Source organism: Prauserella cavernicola (assembly GCF_016595675.1).
Taxonomy (GTDB): Bacteria; Actinomycetota; Actinomycetes; order Mycobacteriales; family Pseudonocardiaceae; genus Prauserella_A; species Prauserella_A cavernicola.
Genome location: NZ_JAENJH010000019.1, coordinates 1 through 22,234 on the forward strand (window position 1 = coordinate 1; position 22,234 = coordinate 22,234).

A 22,234-nucleotide genomic window follows, 5' to 3' on the forward strand; every position below is an offset into this window, starting at 1 on the left:
CGGGTACGGATTCGCGCCGGATCGTTGTGGCTGTCGCACGGTCCGGCATGGCGCTGGTCGCGGCGCATGGCCGGGCTCGGTCGCCTGAGGTGCCGAGGTCGGCAGCGCGGTCGGCCTCGTGTCACGAAACCGCCCGCCGGTGCCGCCGGATAGTCGCAGGTCGGAGTGTATTGCGGGCGAGTTGGTCGTCGGGCGTCCGCCTGCGGTGGCCGCCGCCGTCCGCTCGTGCTGGCACGGCAGCCGTTCGTCAGTGATTCGGTGCCGGTCGTTCGTGATCGGTTGCCAGGCCGGGCAACGGTGAAGAAGCTGTGGAAAGACAAGCCGAGTTCGGGGCGACTGTACCCAATAGACGCCCTGGCCGAACCCTGGACGGGCAATGGTGCCTGCTGTTGTAGGGAGGACGCCATGAGGTGGGAACCGCTTGATTTCGCTGTGGCCGAGGAGCGCGTTGAACACCGTGACCACCTGCGTCGGCGTTGAGGGATTTTTCGCGCCATGTTCATTCATCGCCTCGGGGTCGCGGCGGGTGGTGGCTTCCCGCCGTGGAATTGCACCTGCACCGGATGCCGCAAGGCCCGGGCCAAGTCCGAAATCGCTACAAAGCACGCAGCGACCGCGATTTCCGGAGACGGCGAACACTGGTTTCTGCTGAACGCGACCCCGGACGTCCGTCACCAGACAGCTGCGGATCCCTCCTTGCACCCGGGACCGCAGATCGGGGCGACGCCGGTCGCCGGTGTGCTCCTGACGGACGCCGAATTCGATCACACCATCGGCCTGTTGATGCTCCGCGAGGAGTCGGCGCTGACCGCGTATGCGACGTACCCCGTCCTGGAGGCGCTGACGTCGTGGCGGCATTCACGGCTCAGTGGACCGTCGGCGGAGTGGGAGGTGGGCTTCCGCTTGGAGGACAAGGCGACGGGCGGGTCCGTGGTCTACGCGCCGACGCTGCACCCGTGGGACGCGGAGTTCGCCGAGCAGGTGGCGTCGGCTGACCGCGTGTTCCTGGACGGGACGTTCTGGACGGACGACGAAATGTCCATCCACGGTGCCCGTGCCCTGGCCGCGCTTCCCGCGAAACGGAAGATCTACCCGCACATCAACAACACGAATCCGATTCTCGACGAAGGGTCCCAGGAGCGGCGCTGGTTGACCGGCTTGGGCATCGAAATCGGTCGAGCCGGCTTGGAGGTGGAAGTATGAACGCTTGGTCCGCGGAGGAGTTCGAAGCGCGGCTGCGGTCGATCGGAGAGAAGCAGTACCACCATCTGCACCCCTTCAACGAGCGGATGCACTCCGGCTCGCTGACCGAGGAGGAGTTCCGGGGCTGGGTGCGCAATCGCTTCTATTACCAGGTGAACCTGCCGGTGAAGGACGCGTTCATCCTGACCAAGATCCCTGGCCGGGACAATCGCCGCCGGTGGATTCAGCGCATCATCGATCATGACGGGCGGACAGGGGACGAGGGCGGCATCGAGAAGTGGGTCCGCCTCGGCGAAGCCGTCGGCCTGACCCGCCAGGAGCTGTTCGACAGCGACACGGTGCTGCCCGGAGTGCGGTTCGCCGTGGACGCGTACGTGGATTTTTGCCGACGGAAGCCGTGGCTGGAGTCTGTGGCGTCGGCGCTGACCGAACTGTTCGCGCCGGACCTGCTCAGCCGGCGGATCGCCGACGTCAGTCAGCACTACCCGTGGATCGCCACGGAGGGCCTGGAGTACTTCCGGGCGCGACTCACCCAGCAGCCGAAGGACATCGCACATCTGCTCGAGCTCGTGATCGACCACGCGACGTCCAGGGAGCAACAGGACGCGTGCGCGCGAGCGCTGGAATTCAAGTGTGATGTCCTGTGGAGTCTGCTGGACGCTGTGCAGCTCGCCTACGGCAAGAGCTCGTGATGGACAACAGCGATCTGACGGCCACCCCCAGGCTGGCGACCAAGGCGATGCTCAAACACGACCGCGTCCGGGACGTGGAGCTGCTTCTGTTGCCGGAGAGGGTCGTGCTCCTGAACAAGTCCGGCGCGGCGATCCTGGGCTTGTGCGACGGCAGCCGGACCGTGCGGCAGCTGGTCGACCAGCTCGAGCGCGATTTCGAGGCCACCGACCTCGTGAACGACGTGATGATGTTTCTCCAGGATGCGCACGGACGGGGCTGGGTGGTGACATGAACGGGACTCCGCAGCCGTACGGCCTGCTGGCCGAGGTCACGCACCAATGCCCGTTGCACTGCGTCTATTGCTCGAACCCGTTGGCGCTGCTCGATCGGCAGGACGAACTCGCCACCGACGACTGGGTGCGGGTCATCCGCGAGGCGGCCGAGCTGGGCGTCGTGCAGGTCCACTTCTCGGGCGGTGAACCGCTCGTCCGCGGCGACCTGGAGACGCTGGTCGCCGAGTGCCGTGGCCTCGGCCTGTACACGAACCTGATCACCAGCGGCCTCGGGCTCACGCCGGGCCGGGCGGACTCACTCGTCTCGGCGGGGCTCAACAGCGCCCAGCTGAGCATCCAGGGCGACGCCGCCGAGTCGACGAACCTGGTGGCGGCGAGCAAACGGTTCGACAAGAAAGAGGACGCCGCGCGCATCATCCGCGAGTCCGGACTGCCGTTGAACATGAATGTGGTTCTGCACCGGATGAACCTTTCCCGGCTGGACGCGATCATCGACGTCTGCGTGCAATGGGGCGCCGAGCGGCTGGAGCTCGCGAACACCCAGTACTACGGGTGGGCTCTGCGCAACCGCGATCTGCTGATGCCGAGCAAGGCGCAGCTGGACGAGGCGGTGGGCGTGTACGAACGCCGGAAGGCCGAGCTGGCGGAGCGCATGGAACTCCTCTGGATCCTCCCGGACTACTACGAGCCCTATCCGAAGCCGTGCATGGGTGGCTGGGCGCAGACAGCGCTGACCGTCGCACCGGACGGCGTGGTCTATCCGTGCCCGGTGGCCGCGGAGATCACGACGATGGAGTTCTCCTCGGTTCGCGACCACGACCTCGAGTGGATCTGGCAGAAGTCCGCCGCGTTCGAGGCGTTCCGGGGAACCAAGTGGATGCCTGATCCGTGCCGCAGCTGCTCTCGCAAGGAGCTGGACTTCGGCGGCTGCCGGTGCCAGGCCTTCGCTCTGACCGGTGATCCGGGACGGACCGATCCGGTGTGCATGCACTCTCCCGACCACCACCTGGTTCAGGACGCTCTCGTTCGCGCCAACCAGGAGGATGCCGCGGCAGACGGTGACACGATCAGGGAGAAGCTGCTCTACCGTCGGCCGCGCACGTCGGCGCGAGAGCGCTGACCACATGTCACTCGACAGTCGTGCGGCGTCCAGGAGCAATCTCACGCGGGACGAGGCGGCAGCGCGCTCGGCCGAGGTCTTCGATCTCCACTATGCGGTGGAACTCGATCTGACCTTGGGGGAGCGGGAGTTCGCGACGAGCACCGTGGTCCACTTCCAAGCCCGTACGGGGACTGCGCTCGTTTTCCTCGACTTCGCGGGAGAGGTCGAGTCGGTCGAGTGCAACGGCCGTGAGCTGGGGCCGGACGCGCACGACGGGACTCGTGTCCGGCTGGACGTGCGACCTGGTGCGAACACGGTCCGGGTGGCCGGTTCCGCCGGGTACTCGCGAACAGGTGAGGGGCTGCACCGTTTCCGCGACCCGCTCGACGGACAGGTCTACCTGCACACCAAGTTCGAACCGTTCGCCGCGCACAAGGTGTTCGCCTGCTTCGACCAGCCCGATCTGAAGGCGACGGTCGACCTCACTGTGGTCGCCGACGATCAGTGGGTGGTGGTCTCCAACACCGACGCCGAGGAGCAGTGCCCGCCCGTCGCCGGCGAGCGTGCGGTGTGGCGCTTCGGGCGCACGCCACCGCTGCCGCCGTACCTGGTGGCCTTCGCGGCCGGGCCGTTTCGCCGGCTGAGGTCCAGCCACAGGGGAGTGCCGCTGGCGCTCTACGCGCGGCACTCGCTCCTCGCGGAACTCGACGCCGACGCGCCCGAGCTCTTCGAGGTGATCGGCCGCGGCCTCGACTTCTACAGCCGGCTGTTCGCCATTTCGTATCCGTTCACCAAGTACGACCACGTCTTCGCGCCCGAGTACGCGTTCGGAGGCATGGAGCATCCCGGCTGCGTGACGCTCAACGAGCGGTTCCTGTTCCGGCATCGCGTCACCGAGGACAAGCGGCGACGACGGGCCGAGCTGTTGCTGCACGAGATGGCGCACATGTGGTTCGGCGACTACGTGACGATGCGCTGGTGGGACGACCTGTGGCTGAACGAGGCCTTCGCGACGATGATGTCGATCGACGCACAGGGCGAGGTGACGCGGTACGGGGAAGGCTGGACCGCGTTCGCGCACCACGCCCTGCCGGTGGCCCGGCACGCGGACCAGTTGCCCACCAGCCACGCGATCCGGGTCGACACCGTCGACACCGACGCCGCACGGGTGAGCTTCGGCCCGATCGTCTACAAGAGAGGCGCAGCGGTACTCCACGATCTGGCGCAGCGGATCGGCTGGGAATCCTTCGTCGCCGGTGTGCGGACCTACCTGCGGACCCACGCATGGGGAAACGCGACGCTCGAGGACTTCGTGGCGGCGCTGCGGCAGGTGACGACCGAGGACGTGGACCGCTGGGTGGACGAATGGCTGCTGCGCCGTGGCGTCAACACGATCGAGGTGTCCCGCCTCGCGGACGGCGACCGGGTGGTGCAGCGTCCCGATCCGGACGTCCGGCCGCGCCACGTGAACCTGCGCGTGGCCGCGTTCGACGACCACGACGCCACACTGGTACTACGGCGACGTGCGCACGTGCCGCTCACTCCCCGCAAATCGGACGGTGATCTCGCCGCGTTCGGCGATCCGAGCCCCGATCTGCTGGTGCCCAACGACGATGCGGTGAGCCACGTCAAGGTCAGGCTGGATCCGCGCTCTCGGCGAACGGCACTGCGCAGTCTGTCCACACTGGATGATCGACGGACCAGGGCGGTCGTGTGGGGAGCCCTGTGGGACGACGTGCTCGACGCGCGACTGCCCGCGCGAAGCTACGCGCGGGCGGTGCTCACGCACGGCGTGCTGGAGCGCGATGTCGGTGTACTGGAAGCTCTTCTGGAGCGCGCCGTGCAGGCGGTGGAGGTCTACGGCGACCCGGCCGGTTGCCGCGACCAGCTCGACGTCCTGGAGCGCCAGGTGCGCGATCGACTGGCGGGCGCGGTCGCCGGTGGTGATCGTCAGCTGGTGTTCGCTCGCACCCTCGTGGATGTCGTCCAGGCCGATGGTCACGCGCTGCTGAGCGAGTTGGTGCGCGGGCGGTCCCCCTGGGCGGAGCTGGACGTGGATCGGGATCTGCGATGGCGGGGATTGTTCCGCCTCGCGTCGATCGGACGCGACATCGACGGCCTTCTGGACATCGCGAGGGAGGCCGATCCAGGCGACAACGGGCGCCGCAACGCCCTGACGGCAGAAGCCGCACGCCCCACCGCCGCCGCCAAAGAGCAGGCGTGGACACGGCTGTTCAGCGACGACCTGTCGCTCGCGGAGAAGAAGGCCGTCATGGCGGGACTGCGGCAACCCGGGCACGAGGCTGTGCTCACCCCCTACGCGGATCGCTACGTGCGAGCGTTGGAGGGCATGGCCGACACCGCCCAGCCCGAGTTCGTGCTCGCGTTCGCTCGCGCGCTCTATCCCCGTTTCACGGGAGTCGCGCGACGCGTACTGGCGGATACGGACGCCCTGCTGGAGAGCACGTTGCTGTCCGACGACGTGCGCAAGGTCGTCAGAGAAGAGCGAGCCGAGCTGCTCATCCTGCTGGCGGCGCGCGCGTGCGACGCGGAGCACACGGGGCACTGACGGACGTTCGACGCTGCCGTCGCGGGTCGCCCCTCGATGGAGGGCGCAAGACCCCGGGTGCTCCTGGCATGCCGGGGTCTCGCGCCGGTCGGGGAAACCTTGTGGGGCGAACCATTATCGATGCACCGCGAGGTCGGCAACCGTGATCGAATGAATGGTCGCGAACCGACGGTGAACGGTGCTGGCGTTGCCACGAGCGGAGGCGCGCGTGTGCCGACGCGGTCTCCGGTCGCCCTCCACACCGCGGTTTCCGGCGGGCTGAGCTCACGGTGCGTGCGCTCGCCGCCGCCTGTTTTCCGAGGCGGTCCGCAGGTACCTCTGTGGACACCGTTCATGCTCGCCCGGTGCGCGTTCGTGTCCAACAGATTGACCACGCGGACAGCGTGCGGGCAGTCTCGGTGCACACCGCCAGTCACCGGTGTAGCCGACGGCTGATTCCTGGCAACGGCGTCGCAAGCCGATCATTCTGACCACAGGTCCAGCAAGACGAAGTCTGGGGCGAGAGGTGAAATCATGGTTCTTCCGTCAAAGATGCCTCAACTCGCCGACCTCGATCTGCTGCTGTCGGTCGAGAGCTGTGGCAGCGTCGGAAAGGCCGCGCAAGCGCACAGCCTTTCCCAGCCGGCGGCCAGCATCCGGATCAGCGCGATGGAGCGCCGGCTCGGCCTTCGGTTGCTGGAGCGCTCGCCCGCGGGGTCGAAACTGACCGAGGAAGGCGAGATGCTGGCGAAGTACGCCCGTAACGTGATGCGGGCGGCGCGGGAGCTGCTGGAGTTCGGATCCGGGTCCCAGGCCGCGGATGCGAAACGGCTACGGGTCGCCGGCAGCCCCGCGGTCTCCGAGCACCTGATCCCTGAGTGGTTGAACCGCTCCGGGTTCTCGTTCGGCGAGGCGCGGGTCGAGGTGCAGACCGGAAGCGTCGAGACGCTCAGCCAGCTGATCCGTGCGAGCCATGTCGATCTCGCGTTCATCGACGGCTGGTGTCAGGCCGGAAGCCAGGTGCAGAAGCAGTTCCGCGATGACCTGGCCACCCGCTACATCTGCGACGACAAGCTGGCCGTGGTGGTCGGTTCACGGCACCCGTGGGCACGGAGGCCCACTCCGTTGACGGTGCAGGAACTGGCTTCCGCTCCACTTGTTCTGCGCGAGCGCGGCTCGGGACTTCGGGAGTTCACCGACGAACTGCTGGGAACGGCGCGCTCCACGCGAAGCTATGTCGAGTTTCCCTCCAGTGCCGCGATCAAGCAGGCCGTCGCGACGAGCCAGCGGGTGACGGTGCTGAACGTCTCCACCGTGAGGTCCGAACTCGCGGAGGGCCGGCTGCATCTGGTGGCCGTCGACCAGGAGATGCCGGCGAAACCGATCTATGCGGCGTGGAGCGAACTCCGGGGTCTCCCGGAGTATGCGCGCGAACTTGTAAAAATTGCGGCATCGAAGGGTAGCCCGATGCCGGTGTTCGCGCCTGATCCCAAAATCAAGAGTATTCGACTCGCGGAGGCCAAAACCACGACAAAACCCAGTATGACGGTCGACGTCCATGAGTCGATGTCCTGATTGTTGAACCAGTCGCGAATATGCCACACCATCCGGTGTCGAGCGCAGGAGGATTAACGATAGAATGTCAGCTTTGAATAAGATTGCGCGTACAATGGTCTCCAACAGGCGCGGTATTCTCGCTGCCGATGAGAGCATCGGGACGATGTCCGCCAGGCTGGAGCAGGTGGGGGTCGAGGCGACCGAGGAGAATCGGCGGGTCTACCGCGAGCTGATCGTCACCACCCCCAGGCTCTCGGAATCCATCAGCGGCATCATCCTCGCGGACGAGACGTTCCACCAGAAGCTGTCCGATGGACGCACGTTTCCGGAGTTCCTCGACGACATCGGGATTCTCACCGGAATCAAGGTCGACACCGGCGCGAAGGCGCTGGCGGGAGCGTCGGACGAGAAGATCACCGAGGGACTCGACGGGCTCCGCGAACGCGTCACCGACTACGTGCGGCACGGAGCCACGTTCGCCAAGTGGCGCGCCGTGATCACGATCGGCGACGGCCGCCCGTCGGACCGCGCGGTGCGAGCGAACGTGCACGCGCTGGCGCGGTACGCCGGTCTCTGCCAGGAAGGCGGCCTGGTTCCCATCGTGGAGCCCGAGGTCCTGATGGACGGTGCTCACTCGCTGGCGCAGTGCCAGAAGGTGACGACTGCCGCGCTGGAGTCGCTGTTCGAGGAGCTCGACCTGATGCAGGTGCAACTCGACGGCATCGTGCTCAAGCCCAACATGGTGGTCGCCGGGACCGACAGCCCGGAGCGGCCCGCGGTGGCCGACGTCGCGCAAGCCACGGTGGAGGCTCTGCGGGCGACGGTGCCGGCGTCCGTGCCGGGCATCGCCTTCCTCTCCGGTGGTCAGAGCCCGGAACTGGCGACGAAGCACCTCGGGGCGATGCAGGGTCTCGGTCAGCTCCCCTGGGAGCTCACCTACTCGTTCGGGCGGGCACTGGTCGGACCGGCCCTGGAGACCTGGCGGGGCGACAACGCCAACTGGGCCGCAGCCCAGGAGGCGCTGTCTTCGCGAGCGGTCGCGAACGCCGCCGCCCGCTGAGCGCTCGAACTGACGAGTCGGCCTGCGCGACGCGGTCGAGGGTGGCCGGACCGGTGTCATGGATTGCCGGTCCGGCCACCGTCGTCGTGGTGGCCGCGGGCGTCGAGAACTCCGCACACGGTCTTGTGTCACTTCTGGTTCGAGTGGATTGAGGTTGATGAGTACTCAGGAATGGGACGCGAGTTCCTTCGCCGCAACGGGGGCACCCGATCACACTCTGGCTCTCGAACTCGTGCGGGTCACCGAGGCCGCCGCGATGGCGGCCGGCAGGTGGGTCGGACGTGGCGAGGCGAACAGCGGCGGGGTCGCCGCCGCCGCTGCGATGCACGAACTCATCATGTCGGTGCCGATGCGCGGTGTCGTGGTGATCGGCGAGGGCGAGAAGGAGGAATCGCCCGTCCTGTTCACGGGCCAGGAGGTCGGGTACGGCGACCGGCCGGTGTACGACGTCGCGGTCAGCGCGGGCGACGGCGCACTGTCGACGGCCAGAGATGTGCCGTGCTCGGTGGCGGCGATCGCGGTGGCCGAACGTGGGGCGTTGCACGATCCTTCGCCTGCCCTGCTTATGGAGAAGCTGGTCGTCGGCCCCGACTGTGCCGACGTCGTCGACATCAGCCGCCCGGTTGCGGAGAACGTGCGCGCGGTCGCCGCGACCAAGGGCGTTGGCACGTCGGATGTCGTTGCCGCTGTGCTCAACCGGCCGCGGAATCGGGAGCTCGTGCGGGAGATCCGTGATACGGGCGCGCACGTCCACCTGCTCGAGGGAGGCGATGTCGCGGGCGCGATCGCCGCGGCGCGTCCCGAGAGCCCGGTCGACATCCTGCTGGGCACCGGGGGAGCGAAGGAGGGGGTCCTCGCCGCGGCCGCCCTGTCCTGTCTGGGCGGGTCGCTGCAGGCCCGCCTGCGGCCGGAGGTCTCCGGGCCCGAGACCGGCCCCGAGTTCGACCAGGTCCTCCACACTGGTGACCTGGTGCGTGGGGACCACATCCTGTTCTGCGCCACCGGGGTGACCGGTAGCGAGCTGCTGCACGGCGTCGCGCACCACTCGGGCCTTACCACGACACAGTCCATTGTGCTGTGTTCGACGCCGGCTACGGTGCGGCTGATCACGGCTGAGCACCGACCTGCCGGATCGCACGAGCGTGAGGAGCTCCGATCCGCATGACGGATGAGATCAGCACGACGTCCGTGCCTACCGAGCCCCTCAGCACGCGCTACCGCGGACTGATCTGTGATCTCGACGGTGTGGTCTACCGAGGCGCCGTGGCAGTCGAGCATGCGGTGGAGACCTTGAACCGGACGACGGCAGAGGGCATGCCGGTCGTGTTCGCGACCAACAACGCATCCCGCTCGCCCGAGGACGTGGGCGATCGCCTCCGAGGGCTGGGCGTCGCGCAGCAGGGCTGGTCTGTGGTCACCAGTTCGCAGGCGGCGGCGGCGCATCTGGCGCAGCACCTTGCTCAGGGAGCGCGCGTGTGCGCGGTGGGTGGCCCAGGCGTCGCCCAAGCACTCACCGAAGCCGGGCTGACGCCGGTTCGCGTCGCGGAGCTGGGCGATACCTTGGTCGAGGCGGTCGTTCAGGGACTGGGAGTCGACGTCACCTGGACCGAGCTCGCGACGGTGGGCTATCTGGCTGAAGCGGGAGTTCCCTGGGTGGCCACGAACGCCGACTTCACGCTGCCCACCCCGACCGGGCACGCGCCTGGCAACGGTGCGCTGATCGCACTGGTGCGGACGGCGACCAGCGCATCGCCACACGTGGTCGGCAAGCCGCAGGCAGCCTTGTTCGACCTGGCGCGAGCCCGGCTCGGTACCGATCAGCCGGGCACCCTGGTGTGCGGCGACCGGCTCGACACCGACATCGAGGGCGCCAACTCGGCCGGTCTCGACTCGCTTTTCGTACTGAGCGGGGCCTCCCGTCTCCGGGACCTTGCCTTCGCCGAGCGTTCCGCGCGTCCGACGTATGTCGCCGCCGACCTGAGCGGGCTGCACGCGCCTGGAATTGCCCTGCACGCCACCTCGTCCGCCGCTGTCGCCGAACTCGAGCCGGACGCCGTGTTCCGTATGCCGAAGGCCGGTGACAACGCAGAACTGCTGCAGTCCGTCGTCACCACGGCGTGGGCCGCCCGCGACGCCGGTCGTGCGGTGTCCGACGACGGCTCTGCCTGGGCACGGATCGAACGACAGCTCGGACTTGTCCCGCCGGAACAGGCCACGTCCTAGGTCATTCGTGAGCGGCTGCGCCGGTTCGATCCGGCGCAGCCGCTCACGGCCGTCAGGTCAGTTTCCGGGCAGTGCGGGCGCTTCACCGGTGCGCTCGTAGTCCGACAGCAGGTCGATCCTGCGCTGGTGGCGACCGCCCTCGAACTCGGTGGCGAGGAACGCGTCCACGATGCGTTCGGCCTCGTCGACCGTGTGCATCCGCGCGCCGATGCCGGCCAGCAGCGCGTTGTTGTGCTGGCGGGCCAGCCTGGCGGTGTCCACGTTCCAGGTCAGCGCGGCGCGCGCGCCGGGCACCTTGTTCGCGGCGATCTGTTCCCCGTTTCCGGAACCGCCGATGACGATGCCGAGGCTGCCCTCGTCGGTGACAACGCGCCGCGCCGCCTCGACACAGAACGGGGGATAGTCGTCGTCCGCGTCGTAGACGGCGGGGCCGACGTCAATCACCTCGTGGCCGAGGCCGGCGAGCCTGTCGGCAAAGTGGTTCTTGAGTTCGAGTCCGGCGTGATCGGAGCCAAGATAAATTCGCACGTCGGCAGTTTAATCCCGAATTCGTGAACTGGTGGATCGGAATTCGGTCCGTGGGCATTGAAATGCCTTATAGGACCGGGGGACGTGCTGATGGGCGCCGAGCGGGACTCCGTGGCTCTTGACGTCCTCATCGCACAAAACGTAGTGTGCGAATGAAGTCTATCCATGTGCGGGGACGGTCGTCGGCACTGCGGCGCCCACCGGTGGCGATCGCCGGGCGCGGTGGCCCTGTTGTCAGTGTCTCAGCTGCCCTGGCTCGCCCTGGAGTTCCTCGTATCCACGTTCTCGCTGGTCGCGGCGACGTTGACCGGCTGGTGCGCCGGGCGTCGCCCGTGAACGTGTCCTTCCCCACTCGTGGGCGCCAGGGCGCCGTTCGGCACTGGTTGCCGACCACTGGTTCAAGATCAGTTGCAACGACTCCGTTAAATCCAGGATGCTCCCTCGTGACCGCGAAATTTCGTGACGTTGTCCTCGAGTTTTGCGCGGATCACGAACGCCCGGTTTCGCCCCGTCGCCGGGCGTAGCCAACAGCGAGGAGGAAAATATGAATTGGGAAACTCCTGAGTACACGGTCGTCGAGGTGTGCGCTGAGGCCACCGGCTACTTCTACCGAGGCTGACCGCTGGACTGCAGCGCCCGTGTTGCCCGATTTCTCGTAGTCGCGGCAGGTAGCTGAAATCTGCGCCAAGACTACATTTGTGTTGGCGCAGGGCCCCGGATCGGAGTACTCGATCGAGGGGCCTTGCGCCGCACAGTCTGAATCGGGCGACAGCTGTGTGCTGCGCCGTTTCGATGCCCCACTGGCGAAAATCGCACCCGTGACGACCTTGGTGCGGGTTCAGGCTGGTCAGCCACGATGCCCGCCCCGTGGCGTCAGGCGGACGTCGCGAACCCGCTCCCCGTCTCTCCCTCCCCGGTCGTCTCTGGTTGTGATCTTGAGGTGGTTCAGATGTCTCTTGAGTTCCTACCGCTGATTGCGCTCGCATTCGGTCTCAGTCTTGACAACTTTCGCTCGTCGATCGCGATCGGAACCATTCCGTTCGGCTGGCGACGCGCCGTGCAGATCGCCCTGATCTTCGGCGTATGGGACGCAGTGGGGCCGCTGTTGGGGGGACTTCTCGGCAGCGTCCTGGGTGACTTCCTGGGGGAGTGGGGGGAGTACATCGGGGCGGTCGCACTGGGGTTGTACGGCATCTACTTCATTGTCGGAGCGATCCGGAATCCGGAGCCGGAAGACATGGACCAGCCGTGGGTGACACTCTTCGGTATGCCCTTGTCGCTGAGTGTCGACAATTTCGTGGCAGGCGCGGGCCTGGGGATCGCCGGGTTCTCTCTCGTGGTCCCGTCGCTGATCTTCGGTGCCATGACGGTGGTCATGACGTTCGCGGGCCTGTTCGTCGGGAAGATGGCCGCCAAGGTCGTCCCGATCCGTGCCGACCTGTTCAGCGGGATCTCGCTGCTCGGCGCGGCGATCCTGCTGCCACTGGTCTTCGGCTGAACCGTGGGGATGCCGGTTTTCCGGCACGATGAGCCACGCTCGATATCTCAGGCGCGGCAACACCTGGGAGGACACCAATGCCCGAGAATCCCGATACTCACGTCTACCGGACGTACGACAAGGTGCTGAGCGAGACCCAGACGGCTCGGCGGCGGAATCATCCGGTGGCGAGCGGCGATGCCAACGACTGGTGGCCGCACCGGGTCGACTTGACGTCATTGCGCCGGCACCAGCCGGTTGGCAACCCGCTGGGCGCGGACTTCGACTACGCCGAGCGGTTCAGGACGCTGGATCTCGACCAGCTGGCGCGTGATATCGACGAGGTGCTGACGACGTCGCAGGATTGGTGGCCCGCTGACTTCGGTCACTACGGTCCCCTGGTATTGCGCATGGCCTGGCATGCCGCGGGTGCCTACCGCGTCAGCGACGGCCGGGGCGGTGCGGCCGCCGGGATGCAGCGCTTCGCCCCGTTGAACAGCTGGCCGGACAACCGCAACCTGGACAAGCCGCGCCGGTTGTTGTGGCCGGTGAAGAGGAAGTACGGGAACGCGCTCTCCTGGCCGGACCTGATGGTCTTCGCCGGCAACCGGGCACTGGAGTCGATGGGCTTCAGAACCTTCGGATTCGCTGGCGGCCGGGTCGAGGCATGGGAGCCCGACGAACCGTACTGGGGTCCGGAACGCAAGTGGCTGGCCGATCAGCGCTACAGCGGCCTGCACGAGCTCGACGAGCCGCTGGCGGCCGCCGAGATGGGACTGATCTACGTCGATCCGCAGGGGCCGGCGACCAATCCCGACCCGGTGCTGGCGGCCCGCGACATCCGGGAGACCTTCAAACGGATGGGGATGGACGACGAGGAAACCGTGGCGCTCATCGCGGGCGGACACACCTTCGGCAAGACACACGGCCCGGCGGACCCGAACGTGACCGGCGGCCCCGAGCCCGAGGCCGCGCCGCTCACCGCGCAGGGGCTGGGCTGGATCGGCGGGTGCGGCAGCGGCATCGGGGCCGACACGGTCACCAGCGGGCTGGAAGGGATGTGGACGCGCACGCCCGTCCAGTGGGACCACACGTTCCTGGAAACGCTGTTCGAGTACAAGTGGGACGTCGAGCTCAGCCCGGCGGGCCTGTGGCAGTGGATTCCGAGCGACGGCCAGGGCGAGGGCACCGTGCCGGACCCGTTCGACCCGGAGAAGAAGCACCACCCGGTCATGCTCACCACGGACCTCGCGTTGCAGGAGGACCCGGTCTACGAGTCGATCGCACGGCGTTTCCTCGAGCACCCGGATCAACTCGAGGACGCGTTCGCGCGGGCCTGGTTCAAGATGACCCACATCGACATGGGCCCGATCGAGCGTTACCAGGGGGCGCTCGTCCCGGCCGAACGGCTGATCTGGCAGGACCCGGTGCCGGAGGTGGACCACGAACCGGTGGACGTCGACGACGTGGCCGCCCTCAAGCGCGAGATCCTCGGATCCGGCCTGACGGTGGCGCAGCTCGTCTCCACGGCGTGGGCATCGGCGTCGACCTACCGCAACAGCGACAAGCGCGGTGGCGCCAACGGGGCGCGGATCCGGCTCGAACCGCAGTGCGGCTGGTCGGTCAACGAACCCGGACAGCTGGGTGTCGTCCTGCCCGCGCTGGAGGCGATCCAGGAGCGATTCAACGTCTCCCAGCAGTCGGGCAAACGGATCTCGCTGGCCGACCTGATCGTGCTCGGGGGATGTGCCGCGGTCGAACGTGCCGCCGCGGCCGGTGGCCACGAGGTCGACGTTCCGTTTCGCCCCGGGCGCACCGATGCGACCCAGGAATGGACCGACGTCGAGTCTTTCGGTTCGTTGCGGCCCACGGCTGACGGCTTCCGGAACTACCTGGGCGATGGCTTCTGGATGCCACCCGAGCATCTGCTGGTCGACCGGGCGAACCTGCTGACCTTGAGCGCGCCGGAAATGACCGTGCTGGTCGGCGGGCTGCGAGTGCTCGGAGCCAACCACAGAAGTTCCCCGGAGGGAGTGTTGACCTCGGCGCCGGGGGTGTTGACGAACGACTTCTTCGCCAACCTGCTGGACATGGGGACCGAGTGGGCTCCGAGGCAGAACGGGAACAGCTGGACGGCGATCTACGAGGGCCGCGACCGCGACACCGGCGAGGTGAAGTGGACCGCGAGCCGGGTCGATCTCGTCTTCGGTTCGAACTCCGAACTGAGGGCGCTCTCGGAGGTCTACGCGAGTGACGACGCGGGCGGGAAGTTCGTGCGGGACTTCGTCGCGGCGTGGGTGAAGGTCATGGAGCTCGACCGTTTCGATCTGCGCTGATTTTCCAGCGTTGGTGTCCGGGGCGGGCGAGCCTCGTGGAAGACCGTGTTCGATCCGCCTCTTCGAGGCGGATTTTTTTTGTCCGGATTCGGGTTCCTTACCGAATCTTTCGGCACGCGATGATGGCAGTGGAAGCGGATATGCAAATTGCTGTTCGTTCTCCGTTCTGGCGCCCGGCGAACCACGAAGCCGTGCCCTGGCGTGTGTCCGCGCTTGCGTACAGGAGTCTCAGAACCCAGTCGTCGCAACAACATCAGTCGTCTCGCGTGTCCGCGCGGCGAGCCTCCGGCCCCGCGCCGGATTGCACGAACGGTACCTCTTGCCGGGCGAACGGCGGAGTCGGGATGGTCGGTGGTAAAGGATTTCGGAATGGTGTGCCCGGGTGTAGAGTCCTGACTCGTTACAGGCTCAGAGGTGAATACGAGACTAAATCAGCACCTGTAATGTGGCGTGCCACGTCGAACTTGGCTGTGGCGGAGCGCTAGAGAGCGTAAGCGATATTTTCGCGACATCTGTCGAAATATCCATTTCCTGCTGACGAGGAGGTGAAGTCCGATGACAATTGCCCAGGATCGAGAAAGTCTCCTGGCCGAACTCGGCGGACAGAACAAGGCGACCATCGGTGCCGTGCTAGGGACCGGGTCGATCGCCAAGGCGAGCGAGCGTCCCGACGGGACGATGGAAGCCACCATCCGGATTCCCGAGGACGCGATGGCGTGGGAGCCGGGCGTGCTGATCATGCCGCACGCCGGCATTCTCGAGCTGACGATCATCAACGACGACAAGAACACCCACGCCTGCCTGCTGCCCAGCAACGGCGACAGGCAGTTCATCGGCCTGCTGAACCACTCGAAGGGCACTGCGACGCTCGAGCTGGACGGTCCCGGCTGCTACTGGTACGGCTCGCCTGCCGGCAACGACGAGGGCCGCGGCCTGCAGGCCGCCATCGTCGTGACCGGGGAAGTGCCGCCGGAGGCCAAGCTCGACCGACCCGCCCAGCCGCGGCCGTAGAAAGGCAGGAATCACCATGACTCTCGAATACGTCGACGCCGGTAAGGCGTTCAACCACAGTCAGCTGTCCAATCTGCCGCACAGCGCGCCGGACGTGACGCGCGGCGTCAACTACGAGCGCATCCTCCAGGCGCGCAGCGAATCCCAGAACTGGATCACCTACTACGGCGACTACGACGGCAAGCGGCACAGCCTGCTTGACGAGATCAACGCCGAGAACGTCAAGAACCTGAAGGTCGCCTGGATCTTCCAGGCGAGCGCGACCGGCATGATCGCCTCCACCTCGACCTACGCCTTCGAGGCCTGCCCGCTGGTCGTCGACGGCGTCATGTTCGTCACCGGCTGGGACGGCTGGCTCTGGGCGCTCGACGCGAAGACCGGCGAGCAGCTGTGGCGCTACAAGCACGCCATTCCGATCGACGTGACGTTGTGCTGCGCCAACGTCAACCGTGGCTGCGCGGTGGCCAACGGCAAGGTCTTCATGGTGACGCAGAATGCCCAGCTGGTGGCCCTCGACGCCACCAACGGCCGGAAGGTCTGGCAGAAGACCATCGGCGACGTGCGCGCGGGCGAGAGCGCGTCGATCGCTCCGCTGGTCATCAAGGACACGCTCATCACCGGTTCCGCCGGCGGCGAGTACGGCGTCCGCGGTCACATCGACTGCTGGGACCTGGAGACCGGCGAACAGCGCTGGCGCACCTACACCGTGCCGAAGCCGGGTGAGCCCGGCTCGGAGACCTGGCCCGCCGACGGTGAGGCCTGGCAGCGCGGAGGCGCGAACCACTGGGTTACCGGAACCTACGACCCGGAGCTGAACCTCTACTACGCGGGCACCGGGAACCCGGCTCCCGACTTCGACGGCGAGGTCCGTGAGGGCGACAACCTCTACACCGACAGCGTGGTCGCGCTGGACGTCGACACGGGTGAGATCAAGTGGCACTACCAGTTCACCCCGCACGACCTGTGGGACTACGACTCCACGATGGAGATGACCCTGTTCGAGCGGGACGGCAAGAAGCTGATGGCCCACTTCGACAAGAACGGGTACATGTTCGTCCTCGACCGCACCAACGGCGAGCTGCAGCACGTCACGCCGTTCGTCGACCGGATCGACTGGGGCGTCATCACCCGCGACGGCAAGGTGACCCCGCGTAAGTACCCGGACAAGGAAGGCGAGCCCTGCCACTTCTTCCCCGGCCCCGCCGGCGCGAAGGAATGGACGCACGCGTCGTACAACCCGGAGCACGACCTGTTCTACGTCCCGGTGGCCGACGTGGGCGCCACCGCCACCCGGCGTCGCCGCGAGTTCAAGGAAGGCATGCCTTACTGGGGTGCCGCCGTCGAGGTCGACATCGACAACATGGCCGGGTCGGTCAGCGCGTTCGACTCCCACGGTGAGGAGAAGTGGCGCCACCGGCTCAACAACATGCCGATGGCCGCGTCGACCCTCAGCACCGCGGGCGACGTGGTGTTCGCCGGCACGCCGTCGGGCGAGTTCCTGGCGCTGCACGCGGAAACGGGTGAGAAGCTCTGGAGCTTCCAGTGCGGTAGTGGTCACCACAGCAGCCCGAGCACCTTCACCGTCGACGGCAAGCAGCACGTCGCGGTGCCGGTCGGCTGGGGTGGCTGGCTCGAAGGCATCGTCCCCGGCATGTCGGGTCAGGGGCACGGTGCCGCGCTGATCGTGTTCGCCCTGTGACGACGCCGGACCCGAGGTAATACCGCGAAAGCCACTTTCAGGACGTCCACTGTCCTGAAAGTGGCTTTCGTGGCAGGTAGCGACAGAAGAACTTGGGGTGATGTGGATGAGTCAGTCGCCGGTGCCGGTCAGCGGACATGAGCCGCCGCCGTGCCTGTACTGCGGGGAGCGCTACGGGTCCCACGACGTCGCGCGGCACACCGAGCCGGTGCACTGCGGGCCCTGCATCACGTGCGTCGACAAGCCCGCGTGTTACGAATGCCGTCTCATGTACTGCGTGTGCGACGTGCACAGGTACCGAGGCTGATATCGCCGACGTCGGGCCGGCCGCGGTCGTTCGGGTCAGATCTCCAGTGCCCGGCGCACAGCCGGTGTGTTCCGCCGGGAGACGGGCACCATCGTCTCGGCCTGGTCGTCCATCACCAGGAACAACTCGCCCTTGTACCGGCGCTCGACCTCCCGGATGCGGCTGAGGTTCACCACGTACTGGCGGTGCACCCGCAGGAAACCGGACGCGCTCAGCTCGGTTTCGAGCCGGTCGAGGCCTGGTGAGGCGGATCGCAACCGTCCTTGGTCGGTGGAGAGCCACACGTCGTTGCCCTCCGACTGCGCGAAGGAGACTTCGGGCAGCCGGAGCAGGACCATGCGGTTCTCGCGCGTCGCGACCATTCGATGCGGCTGCGCGCGAAGCGGCGCGTCCCCTCCCACCCGGGGTAACGGATCCCCTGTGGCCACACCGAAGGAGACGATGTTGCCGACCAGGTGCCCGGCCAGGAACACCGGCCGGAAACTGATCGACGTCGGTTCCTGGGCGAGCCGGGTGAAGATCTGCGTCGAGCCGGCCCAGCCGGGATGGTGCGCCGCCTGCTCGGCGGCGTACTTGGCGGCCCGGATGAACTCCGGCAGTTCCGGTTTCCACCGCACCGCGGGATCGGGCGCCGGCGTGGAGCCCGGGATGCCGAGGAGCAAGCCCGCCGTGTCGTCGGCGAGCACCACCCGGCCCGCGGCATCCACGGCCGCGAGCGGCGCGCTCGAGCCCGACCTGGTGTGGTTGAAGACGGCCATCAGTTCGGCGCCGTCGTCCTTGGCTCGCCGTCGCAGGATGCGCTGTGTCAGCGTGGCGGCGTTGCCGAGCCATGCCCCCACGGTCGCGGGTAGCTCGCTGCGCCAGCACGAGATGTTGAGTGCCGCGACCGGTTCCCTGGTCACCACGTCCCGTACCGCCACACCGGCGCAGGTCCAGTCGTGGAATGCCTGGCACCAGTGCTCGGCACCGCGGATCAGCACGGGCGTGTAGGACATCAGCGCGGTACCCATGCCGTTCGTTCCGGTGGTGCCCTCCGCCCAGCAGAACCACGGAGCCAGATTGGCCTCGGCGGCGACGGCGCGCGTGGCCTCGTCACCCCATTGAGCCAGCACCCGGCCGGTGCCGTCGGTGATGGTCACGATGCCGCCGAGGGCGCTGACCTCGTGCGCCAGCGAGGCGGCGCGGAAGCCGAGCTCGGCGAACACGACGTCGTGCTCCAGTGCGTGGTCGACCTCCGCGACGGCCGCCGGAGCTTCGGTGAGGCAGGGGTCGACCTGGTACTGGTCCCGGCACCGGTGCCACGAGATCGCTATCTCCGGTCTCACGCCACGGAGATCGTCCTCACCTCGCGCGAACCGCTCCCACGCCTTGTACACCGACGCCTCGCCACCACTGTGAGAGGCCGGGTCGAGCCGGCGTGCCTGTGCCATAAGAGACCGCCTTTGGTCTGTTGCCACCCTGAACGGCACGGCCGTCTGGTGCCGATGACCGCTCGTGTGCTGCCTGATCCGTGGAGCCGGGCCGCGTCGTGTGGCCGCCGACGGACGCTAGACTCTCGCTCGATTTGAGGGCAAGCGGGGTGGGATGACCGCGCGCGTACGACCCGCGAACGGTCGGAAATCGGTGATATTCGGTGGCCGCCGGCTTACCAGCGGTCGACCTGCTTCGCCCCGGCGGTCCATCTCGTGGCGGGCCACGGTAACTCACACGGCGCAGTGCCGTCGTGTTGTGGATCTTCACGATCGCTGTGGGTGCGACCGCGGGGTTCAAATCTGACGCGATCATCACGGCGAAACGGTTGATCCCGGCACCGCAGAATGTTTCGGGCGGGGCATCGCTGTTTGACCGTATTGCACTTTTTTCCGGAGTCCGGCCTATCCGACCGGATAGTTCCACGACGATGTGGCAGAACGCCACGAACATGCTTGTAATATCGCGCGGCGTCGGGTTAATTTGTAACTTCTGCCACTGGCCGGTGGTCCCCGCAACGCCGGCGCGCCAGGCGACAAGGAGGTCGCGATGACCGGGAAAGTGCCGCCCTTGGCGATCGCACCGAGTCGACCCACCGGACGTGGCCATGTGGCGGACGGCTCTCTGGTGGCGACCTCATCGGCGAGAGAGGTGGCTCGCGCCTGGGAGAACTTCGCCGCGGGCGACGACGTGGAAGCGGGCGTCCGGCCCGAGATCCTGGCTTCGTGGTACCGATGTCGCGACCGGTACGAAGTGGACCGGACGTTGAACGTCGCGCCGGGTGCGCGGGGCGATGACACTCAGCTCATCGACAACGGCGTCATCTTTACCGCGCTCGGCGGTCTCGGTGCGCTGGCCGGCCGGGAGGTCGAGCGGGACGGCGCCGTCGTCACCGTCACGGACGGGGACGGGCGCGTACTCGGGTCCTGGGGCGACCCCTCCGCGCAGCGGCGGGCCGAGTTGCACAACCTCGCTCCGTGGTCGTCCTGGTCGGAAGAGTGCACCGGTACGAACGGGATGGGAACCTCTCTCGAGATGTCCGGCCCGGTGACCGTGACGGGGCCGGAGCACTGGTGCGAAGCGTTCCATCAGTGGGCCTGCGCGGGCATCTCCATCCGCGACGTGGTGACCGGCTCGCCGGTCGCCTCGATCAACATCTCGCGGTGGAACGCGTCGCTGTCCGAGTTCGTGTCGCCGTGGCTGACGAAAGCGGTCGCGTGTGTCGAACAGGAGATTTACCGGCGCGCCATCTACGAGGCCGACAAAGTAATCTCTGAATTCAACAAAAAGAACTCTCAGGTCCACGGTCCTTTTATGGCGATGGATCGGGGAGGAAATGTGATAGCCGCGAATGCGGCAGCTGTCACGTTGCTCGGGCTGGCTGACGAGGCGCCCATAGTCGCCGGCGCGATCGAACCGGCGGAACGCTGGATCTCCGACATCTCAGGGCTACCTGACGTGGTGCGGTGGGCCAAGGACCGGGCGCAGGGCAATGCGCAGTGGAGCGGCTACGCGAGCCTGCCGGTGTGCCCGGGGGAGGACGCCACGTCGCTGACCCTGCGGCCCGTGGTCGTCTCGAACCACGTCGTGGGCATGCTGTGTTCCTTCGGCGTGCAAGAGGGAGAACCGTATGAGAGCAATCCGGACGAGCTGGCCGGAGCCCTTCCTCGGCGCGTTATCGGAATGCGTAATGATCGGCTGGTTCTGCTCGCTCCGTCGGAGATCCGTTATGCCGAGGCTGACCGCAACATCGTCTGGTTGATCACCGAAAGAGGAAGGATTCAAGCCGCGAACCGCGGCCTGGACAATGTCGAGCGGTTGCTGACGCCATTCGGGTTCCGGCGAGTGCACCGGCGTTTTCTCGTCAACCTTCGCCGGGTGGCGGAGCTGGAGCGGGGTATCAAGGGCGAGCTCTTTCTGATCATGGACTCTCGCTCGCACGAGTTCGTTCCCGTGTCGCGACGCCATGCACCGGAGCTCCGGCGAATGCTCGGTGTGTGAGAGCCCAGCCGCGGTCCGGCTGGGCGGTGACGATCATTGTCGCGTGCGGGCGGACAGGGCCTCCACCTGACTGCGCAGCCCCTCCACGGCTTGTGCCGGATCCTTGGCGGCGTACACGGCGGAACCGGCCACGAAGCAGTCGACGCCGGCCTCGGCCGCCTGCTCGATCGTGTCGGCGTTGATGCCGCCGTCGATCTCCACGATCAGATTGAGGTGCCCGGCATCGACCATTGACCGGGCCGTGCGCACCTTGTCGAGCACCTCGGCGATGAACTTCTGGCCGCCGAAACCGGGCTCCACCGACATCACCAGCAGGGTGTCGTAGTGTTTGAGCACCTCGGCGTAGGGCTCCAGGGGCGTGTTCGGCTTGACCGCCAGCCCCGCTTTCGAGCCTGCGGCGCGTAGGTCCTTCGCGAGCATGACCGGATCATGGGCGGCTTCGACGTGCACCGTGACGTTGTAGGAACCCGCTTCCGCGTACCCGATCGCCCAGCGATCCGGGTTCTCGATCATCAGGTGACAGTCCAGCGGTAGGGCAGTGGTGGCCACCAGCGACTGCACGACCGGCAGGCCGAGGGTCAGGTTCGGTACGAAATGAGCGTCCATGACATCCACGTGCAGCCAGTCGGCTCCTCGGCCCGGCTGTCCTTGCACGGCAGCCACTTCGTCGGCGAGCCGGGCGAAGTCGGCGGAGAGGATGGACGGCGCGATCAACGGTTGTTTCGACACGACACCGAGCGTAAAGCA

General features: G+C 67.1%; 18 protein-coding genes. 15 read left to right on the forward strand and 3 right to left on the reverse strand.

Annotation, left to right across the window (positions count from 1 at the left end):
- Window positions 1–495: 495 nt before the first annotated feature.
- The 9 genes from JHE00_RS34160 to JHE00_RS34200 all read left to right on the forward strand — a co-directional run bounded on the left by JHE00_RS34160 (window position 496) and on the right by JHE00_RS34200 (window position 10,658).
- The gene (locus tag JHE00_RS34160; RefSeq protein ID WP_200326280.1) at window positions 496–1,203 is read left to right on the forward strand and encodes an MBL fold metallo-hydrolase; all 708 of its coding nucleotides are present in this window, start codon (window positions 496–498) and stop codon (window positions 1,201–1,203) included.
- On the forward strand, window positions 1,200–1,895 hold the full coding sequence (gene pqqC / locus JHE00_RS34165; RefSeq protein ID WP_200326282.1) for a pyrroloquinoline-quinone synthase PqqC: 696 nt from the start codon (window positions 1,200–1,202) through the stop codon (window positions 1,893–1,895). The genes JHE00_RS34160 and pqqC overlap by 4 nt, the downstream gene beginning before the upstream one ends.
- Window positions 1,895–2,167, forward strand: a complete 273-nt coding sequence (pqqD, locus tag JHE00_RS34170) for a pyrroloquinoline quinone biosynthesis peptide chaperone PqqD (RefSeq protein WP_200326310.1) — start codon at window positions 1,895–1,897, stop codon at window positions 2,165–2,167. The genes pqqC and pqqD overlap by 1 nt, the downstream gene beginning before the upstream one ends.
- Complete coding sequence (pqqE, locus tag JHE00_RS34175) at window positions 2,164–3,288, forward strand: pyrroloquinoline quinone biosynthesis protein PqqE (RefSeq protein ID WP_200326284.1); 1,125 nt, start codon at window positions 2,164–2,166, stop codon at window positions 3,286–3,288. Before pqqD ends, pqqE begins: the two co-directional genes overlap by 4 nt.
- 4 nt (window positions 3,289–3,292) lie before the next feature.
- Window positions 3,293–5,839 carry an aminopeptidase N gene (pepN, locus tag JHE00_RS34180; RefSeq protein ID WP_200326286.1) on the forward strand — a complete coding sequence of 849 codons (2,547 nt, stop codon included), beginning with the start codon at window positions 3,293–3,295 and terminating at the stop codon, window positions 5,837–5,839.
- Window positions 5,840–6,352: 513 nt separating this feature from the next.
- Window positions 6,353–7,393, forward strand: a complete 1,041-nt coding sequence (locus JHE00_RS34185; protein WP_230425514.1) for a LysR family transcriptional regulator — start codon at window positions 6,353–6,355, stop codon at window positions 7,391–7,393.
- Between the two features lie 64 nt (window positions 7,394–7,457).
- On the forward strand, window positions 7,458–8,435 hold the full coding sequence (locus JHE00_RS34190) for a class I fructose-bisphosphate aldolase (RefSeq protein WP_200326288.1): 978 nt from the start codon (window positions 7,458–7,460) through the stop codon (window positions 8,433–8,435).
- Window positions 8,436–8,592: 157 nt separating this feature from the next.
- The gene (locus tag JHE00_RS34195) at window positions 8,593–9,600 is read left to right on the forward strand and encodes a fructose-bisphosphatase class II family protein (RefSeq protein WP_200326289.1); all 1,008 of its coding nucleotides are present in this window, start codon (window positions 8,593–8,595) and stop codon (window positions 9,598–9,600) included.
- The gene (locus JHE00_RS34200) at window positions 9,597–10,658 is read left to right on the forward strand and encodes an HAD-IIA family hydrolase (protein ID WP_200326291.1); all 1,062 of its coding nucleotides are present in this window, start codon (window positions 9,597–9,599) and stop codon (window positions 10,656–10,658) included. Before JHE00_RS34195 ends, JHE00_RS34200 begins: the two co-directional genes overlap by 4 nt.
- A 57-nt stretch (window positions 10,659–10,715) precedes the next feature.
- Here the strand turns inward: JHE00_RS34200 and JHE00_RS34205 are convergent, their stop codons facing one another.
- Entirely contained in the window at window positions 10,716–11,186 is a 471-nt protein-coding gene (locus tag JHE00_RS34205; protein WP_200326293.1) for a ribose-5-phosphate isomerase, read from the reverse strand.
- Window positions 11,187–11,730: 544 nt separating this feature from the next.
- Between JHE00_RS34205 and JHE00_RS36265 the strand changes: the two genes are divergently transcribed.
- From JHE00_RS36265 to JHE00_RS34225, 5 genes are all read left to right on the forward strand, one after another.
- Window positions 11,731–11,805 (forward strand): pyrroloquinoline quinone precursor peptide PqqA, encoded by a 75-nt coding sequence (locus JHE00_RS36265; protein ID WP_504739434.1) that lies wholly within the window; start codon window positions 11,731–11,733, stop codon window positions 11,803–11,805.
- A gap of 330 nt (window positions 11,806–12,135) precedes the next feature.
- Window positions 12,136–12,684, forward strand: a complete 549-nt coding sequence (locus JHE00_RS34210; RefSeq protein ID WP_200326295.1) for a manganese efflux pump MntP — start codon at window positions 12,136–12,138, stop codon at window positions 12,682–12,684.
- 77 nt (window positions 12,685–12,761) lie between these two features.
- Window positions 12,762–14,999, forward strand: a complete 2,238-nt coding sequence (gene katG / locus JHE00_RS34215; RefSeq protein ID WP_200326298.1) for a catalase/peroxidase HPI — start codon at window positions 12,762–12,764, stop codon at window positions 14,997–14,999.
- A gap of 555 nt (window positions 15,000–15,554) precedes the next feature.
- Entirely contained in the window at window positions 15,555–16,010 is a 456-nt protein-coding gene (locus JHE00_RS34220) for an MSMEG_3727 family PQQ-associated protein (protein WP_200326300.1), read from the forward strand.
- Window positions 16,011–16,026: 16 nt separating this feature from the next.
- Window positions 16,027–17,709: a PQQ-dependent dehydrogenase, methanol/ethanol family gene (locus tag JHE00_RS34225; RefSeq protein WP_200326302.1), complete on the forward strand. Its 1,683-nt coding sequence runs from the start codon at window positions 16,027–16,029 to the stop codon at window positions 17,707–17,709.
- A gap of 342 nt (window positions 17,710–18,051) precedes the next feature.
- Here JHE00_RS34225 and JHE00_RS34230 read toward each other — a convergent pair whose 3' ends face one another.
- The gene (locus tag JHE00_RS34230) at window positions 18,052–19,446 is read right to left on the reverse strand and encodes a DNA-binding protein (RefSeq protein ID WP_200326304.1); all 1,395 of its coding nucleotides are present in this window, start codon (window positions 19,444–19,446) and stop codon (window positions 18,052–18,054) included.
- 589 nt (window positions 19,447–20,035) lie between these two features.
- Here JHE00_RS34230 and JHE00_RS34235 point away from each other — a divergent pair.
- Complete coding sequence (locus JHE00_RS34235; protein ID WP_200326306.1) at window positions 20,036–21,487, forward strand: DNA-binding protein; 1,452 nt, start codon at window positions 20,036–20,038, stop codon at window positions 21,485–21,487.
- A 33-nt stretch (window positions 21,488–21,520) separates the two neighbouring features.
- On the opposite strand, the gene rpe is transcribed toward JHE00_RS34235, so the two are convergent.
- A complete protein-coding gene (rpe, locus tag JHE00_RS34240; protein WP_200326308.1) occupies window positions 21,521–22,201 on the reverse strand; it encodes a ribulose-phosphate 3-epimerase in 681 nt (226 codons plus the stop codon).
- Between the last annotated feature and the right edge of the window lie 33 nt (window positions 22,202–22,234).

What these genes read in the sequence shown, in the direction of transcription:
- JHE00_RS34195 (WP_200326289.1), top strand. Translation starts at nt 8,593, where the DNA reads ATGAGTACTCAGGAATGGGACGCGAGTTCCTTCGCCGCAACGGGGGCA.
- pqqD (WP_200326310.1), top strand. Translation starts at nt 1,895, where the DNA reads ATGGACAACAGCGATCTGACGGCCACCCCCAGGCTGGCGACCAAGGCG.
- JHE00_RS34160 (WP_200326280.1), top strand. Translation starts at nt 496, where the DNA reads ATGTTCATTCATCGCCTCGGGGTCGCGGCGGGTGGTGGCTTCCCGCCG.
- pqqE (WP_200326284.1), top strand. Translation starts at nt 2,164, where the DNA reads ATGAACGGGACTCCGCAGCCGTACGGCCTGCTGGCCGAGGTCACGCAC.
- JHE00_RS34230 (WP_200326304.1), bottom strand. Translation starts at nt 19,446, where the DNA reads ATGGCACAGGCACGCCGGCTCGACCCGGCCTCTCACAGTGGTGGCGAG.
- JHE00_RS34210 (WP_200326295.1), top strand. Translation starts at nt 12,136, where the DNA reads ATGTCTCTTGAGTTCCTACCGCTGATTGCGCTCGCATTCGGTCTCAGT.
- pepN (WP_200326286.1), top strand. Translation starts at nt 3,293, where the DNA reads ATGTCACTCGACAGTCGTGCGGCGTCCAGGAGCAATCTCACGCGGGAC.
- JHE00_RS34185 (WP_230425514.1), top strand. Translation starts at nt 6,353, where the DNA reads ATGGTTCTTCCGTCAAAGATGCCTCAACTCGCCGACCTCGATCTGCTG.
- JHE00_RS34190 (WP_200326288.1), top strand. Translation starts at nt 7,458, where the DNA reads ATGTCAGCTTTGAATAAGATTGCGCGTACAATGGTCTCCAACAGGCGC.
- JHE00_RS34225 (WP_200326302.1), top strand. Translation starts at nt 16,027, where the DNA reads ATGACTCTCGAATACGTCGACGCCGGTAAGGCGTTCAACCACAGTCAG.
- JHE00_RS34200 (WP_200326291.1), top strand. Translation starts at nt 9,597, where the DNA reads ATGACGGATGAGATCAGCACGACGTCCGTGCCTACCGAGCCCCTCAGC.
- pqqC (WP_200326282.1), top strand. Translation starts at nt 1,200, where the DNA reads ATGAACGCTTGGTCCGCGGAGGAGTTCGAAGCGCGGCTGCGGTCGATC.
- JHE00_RS34220 (WP_200326300.1), top strand. Translation starts at nt 15,555, where the DNA reads ATGACAATTGCCCAGGATCGAGAAAGTCTCCTGGCCGAACTCGGCGGA.
- JHE00_RS34235 (WP_200326306.1), top strand. Translation starts at nt 20,036, where the DNA reads ATGACCGGGAAAGTGCCGCCCTTGGCGATCGCACCGAGTCGACCCACC.
- katG (WP_200326298.1), top strand. Translation starts at nt 12,762, where the DNA reads ATGCCCGAGAATCCCGATACTCACGTCTACCGGACGTACGACAAGGTG.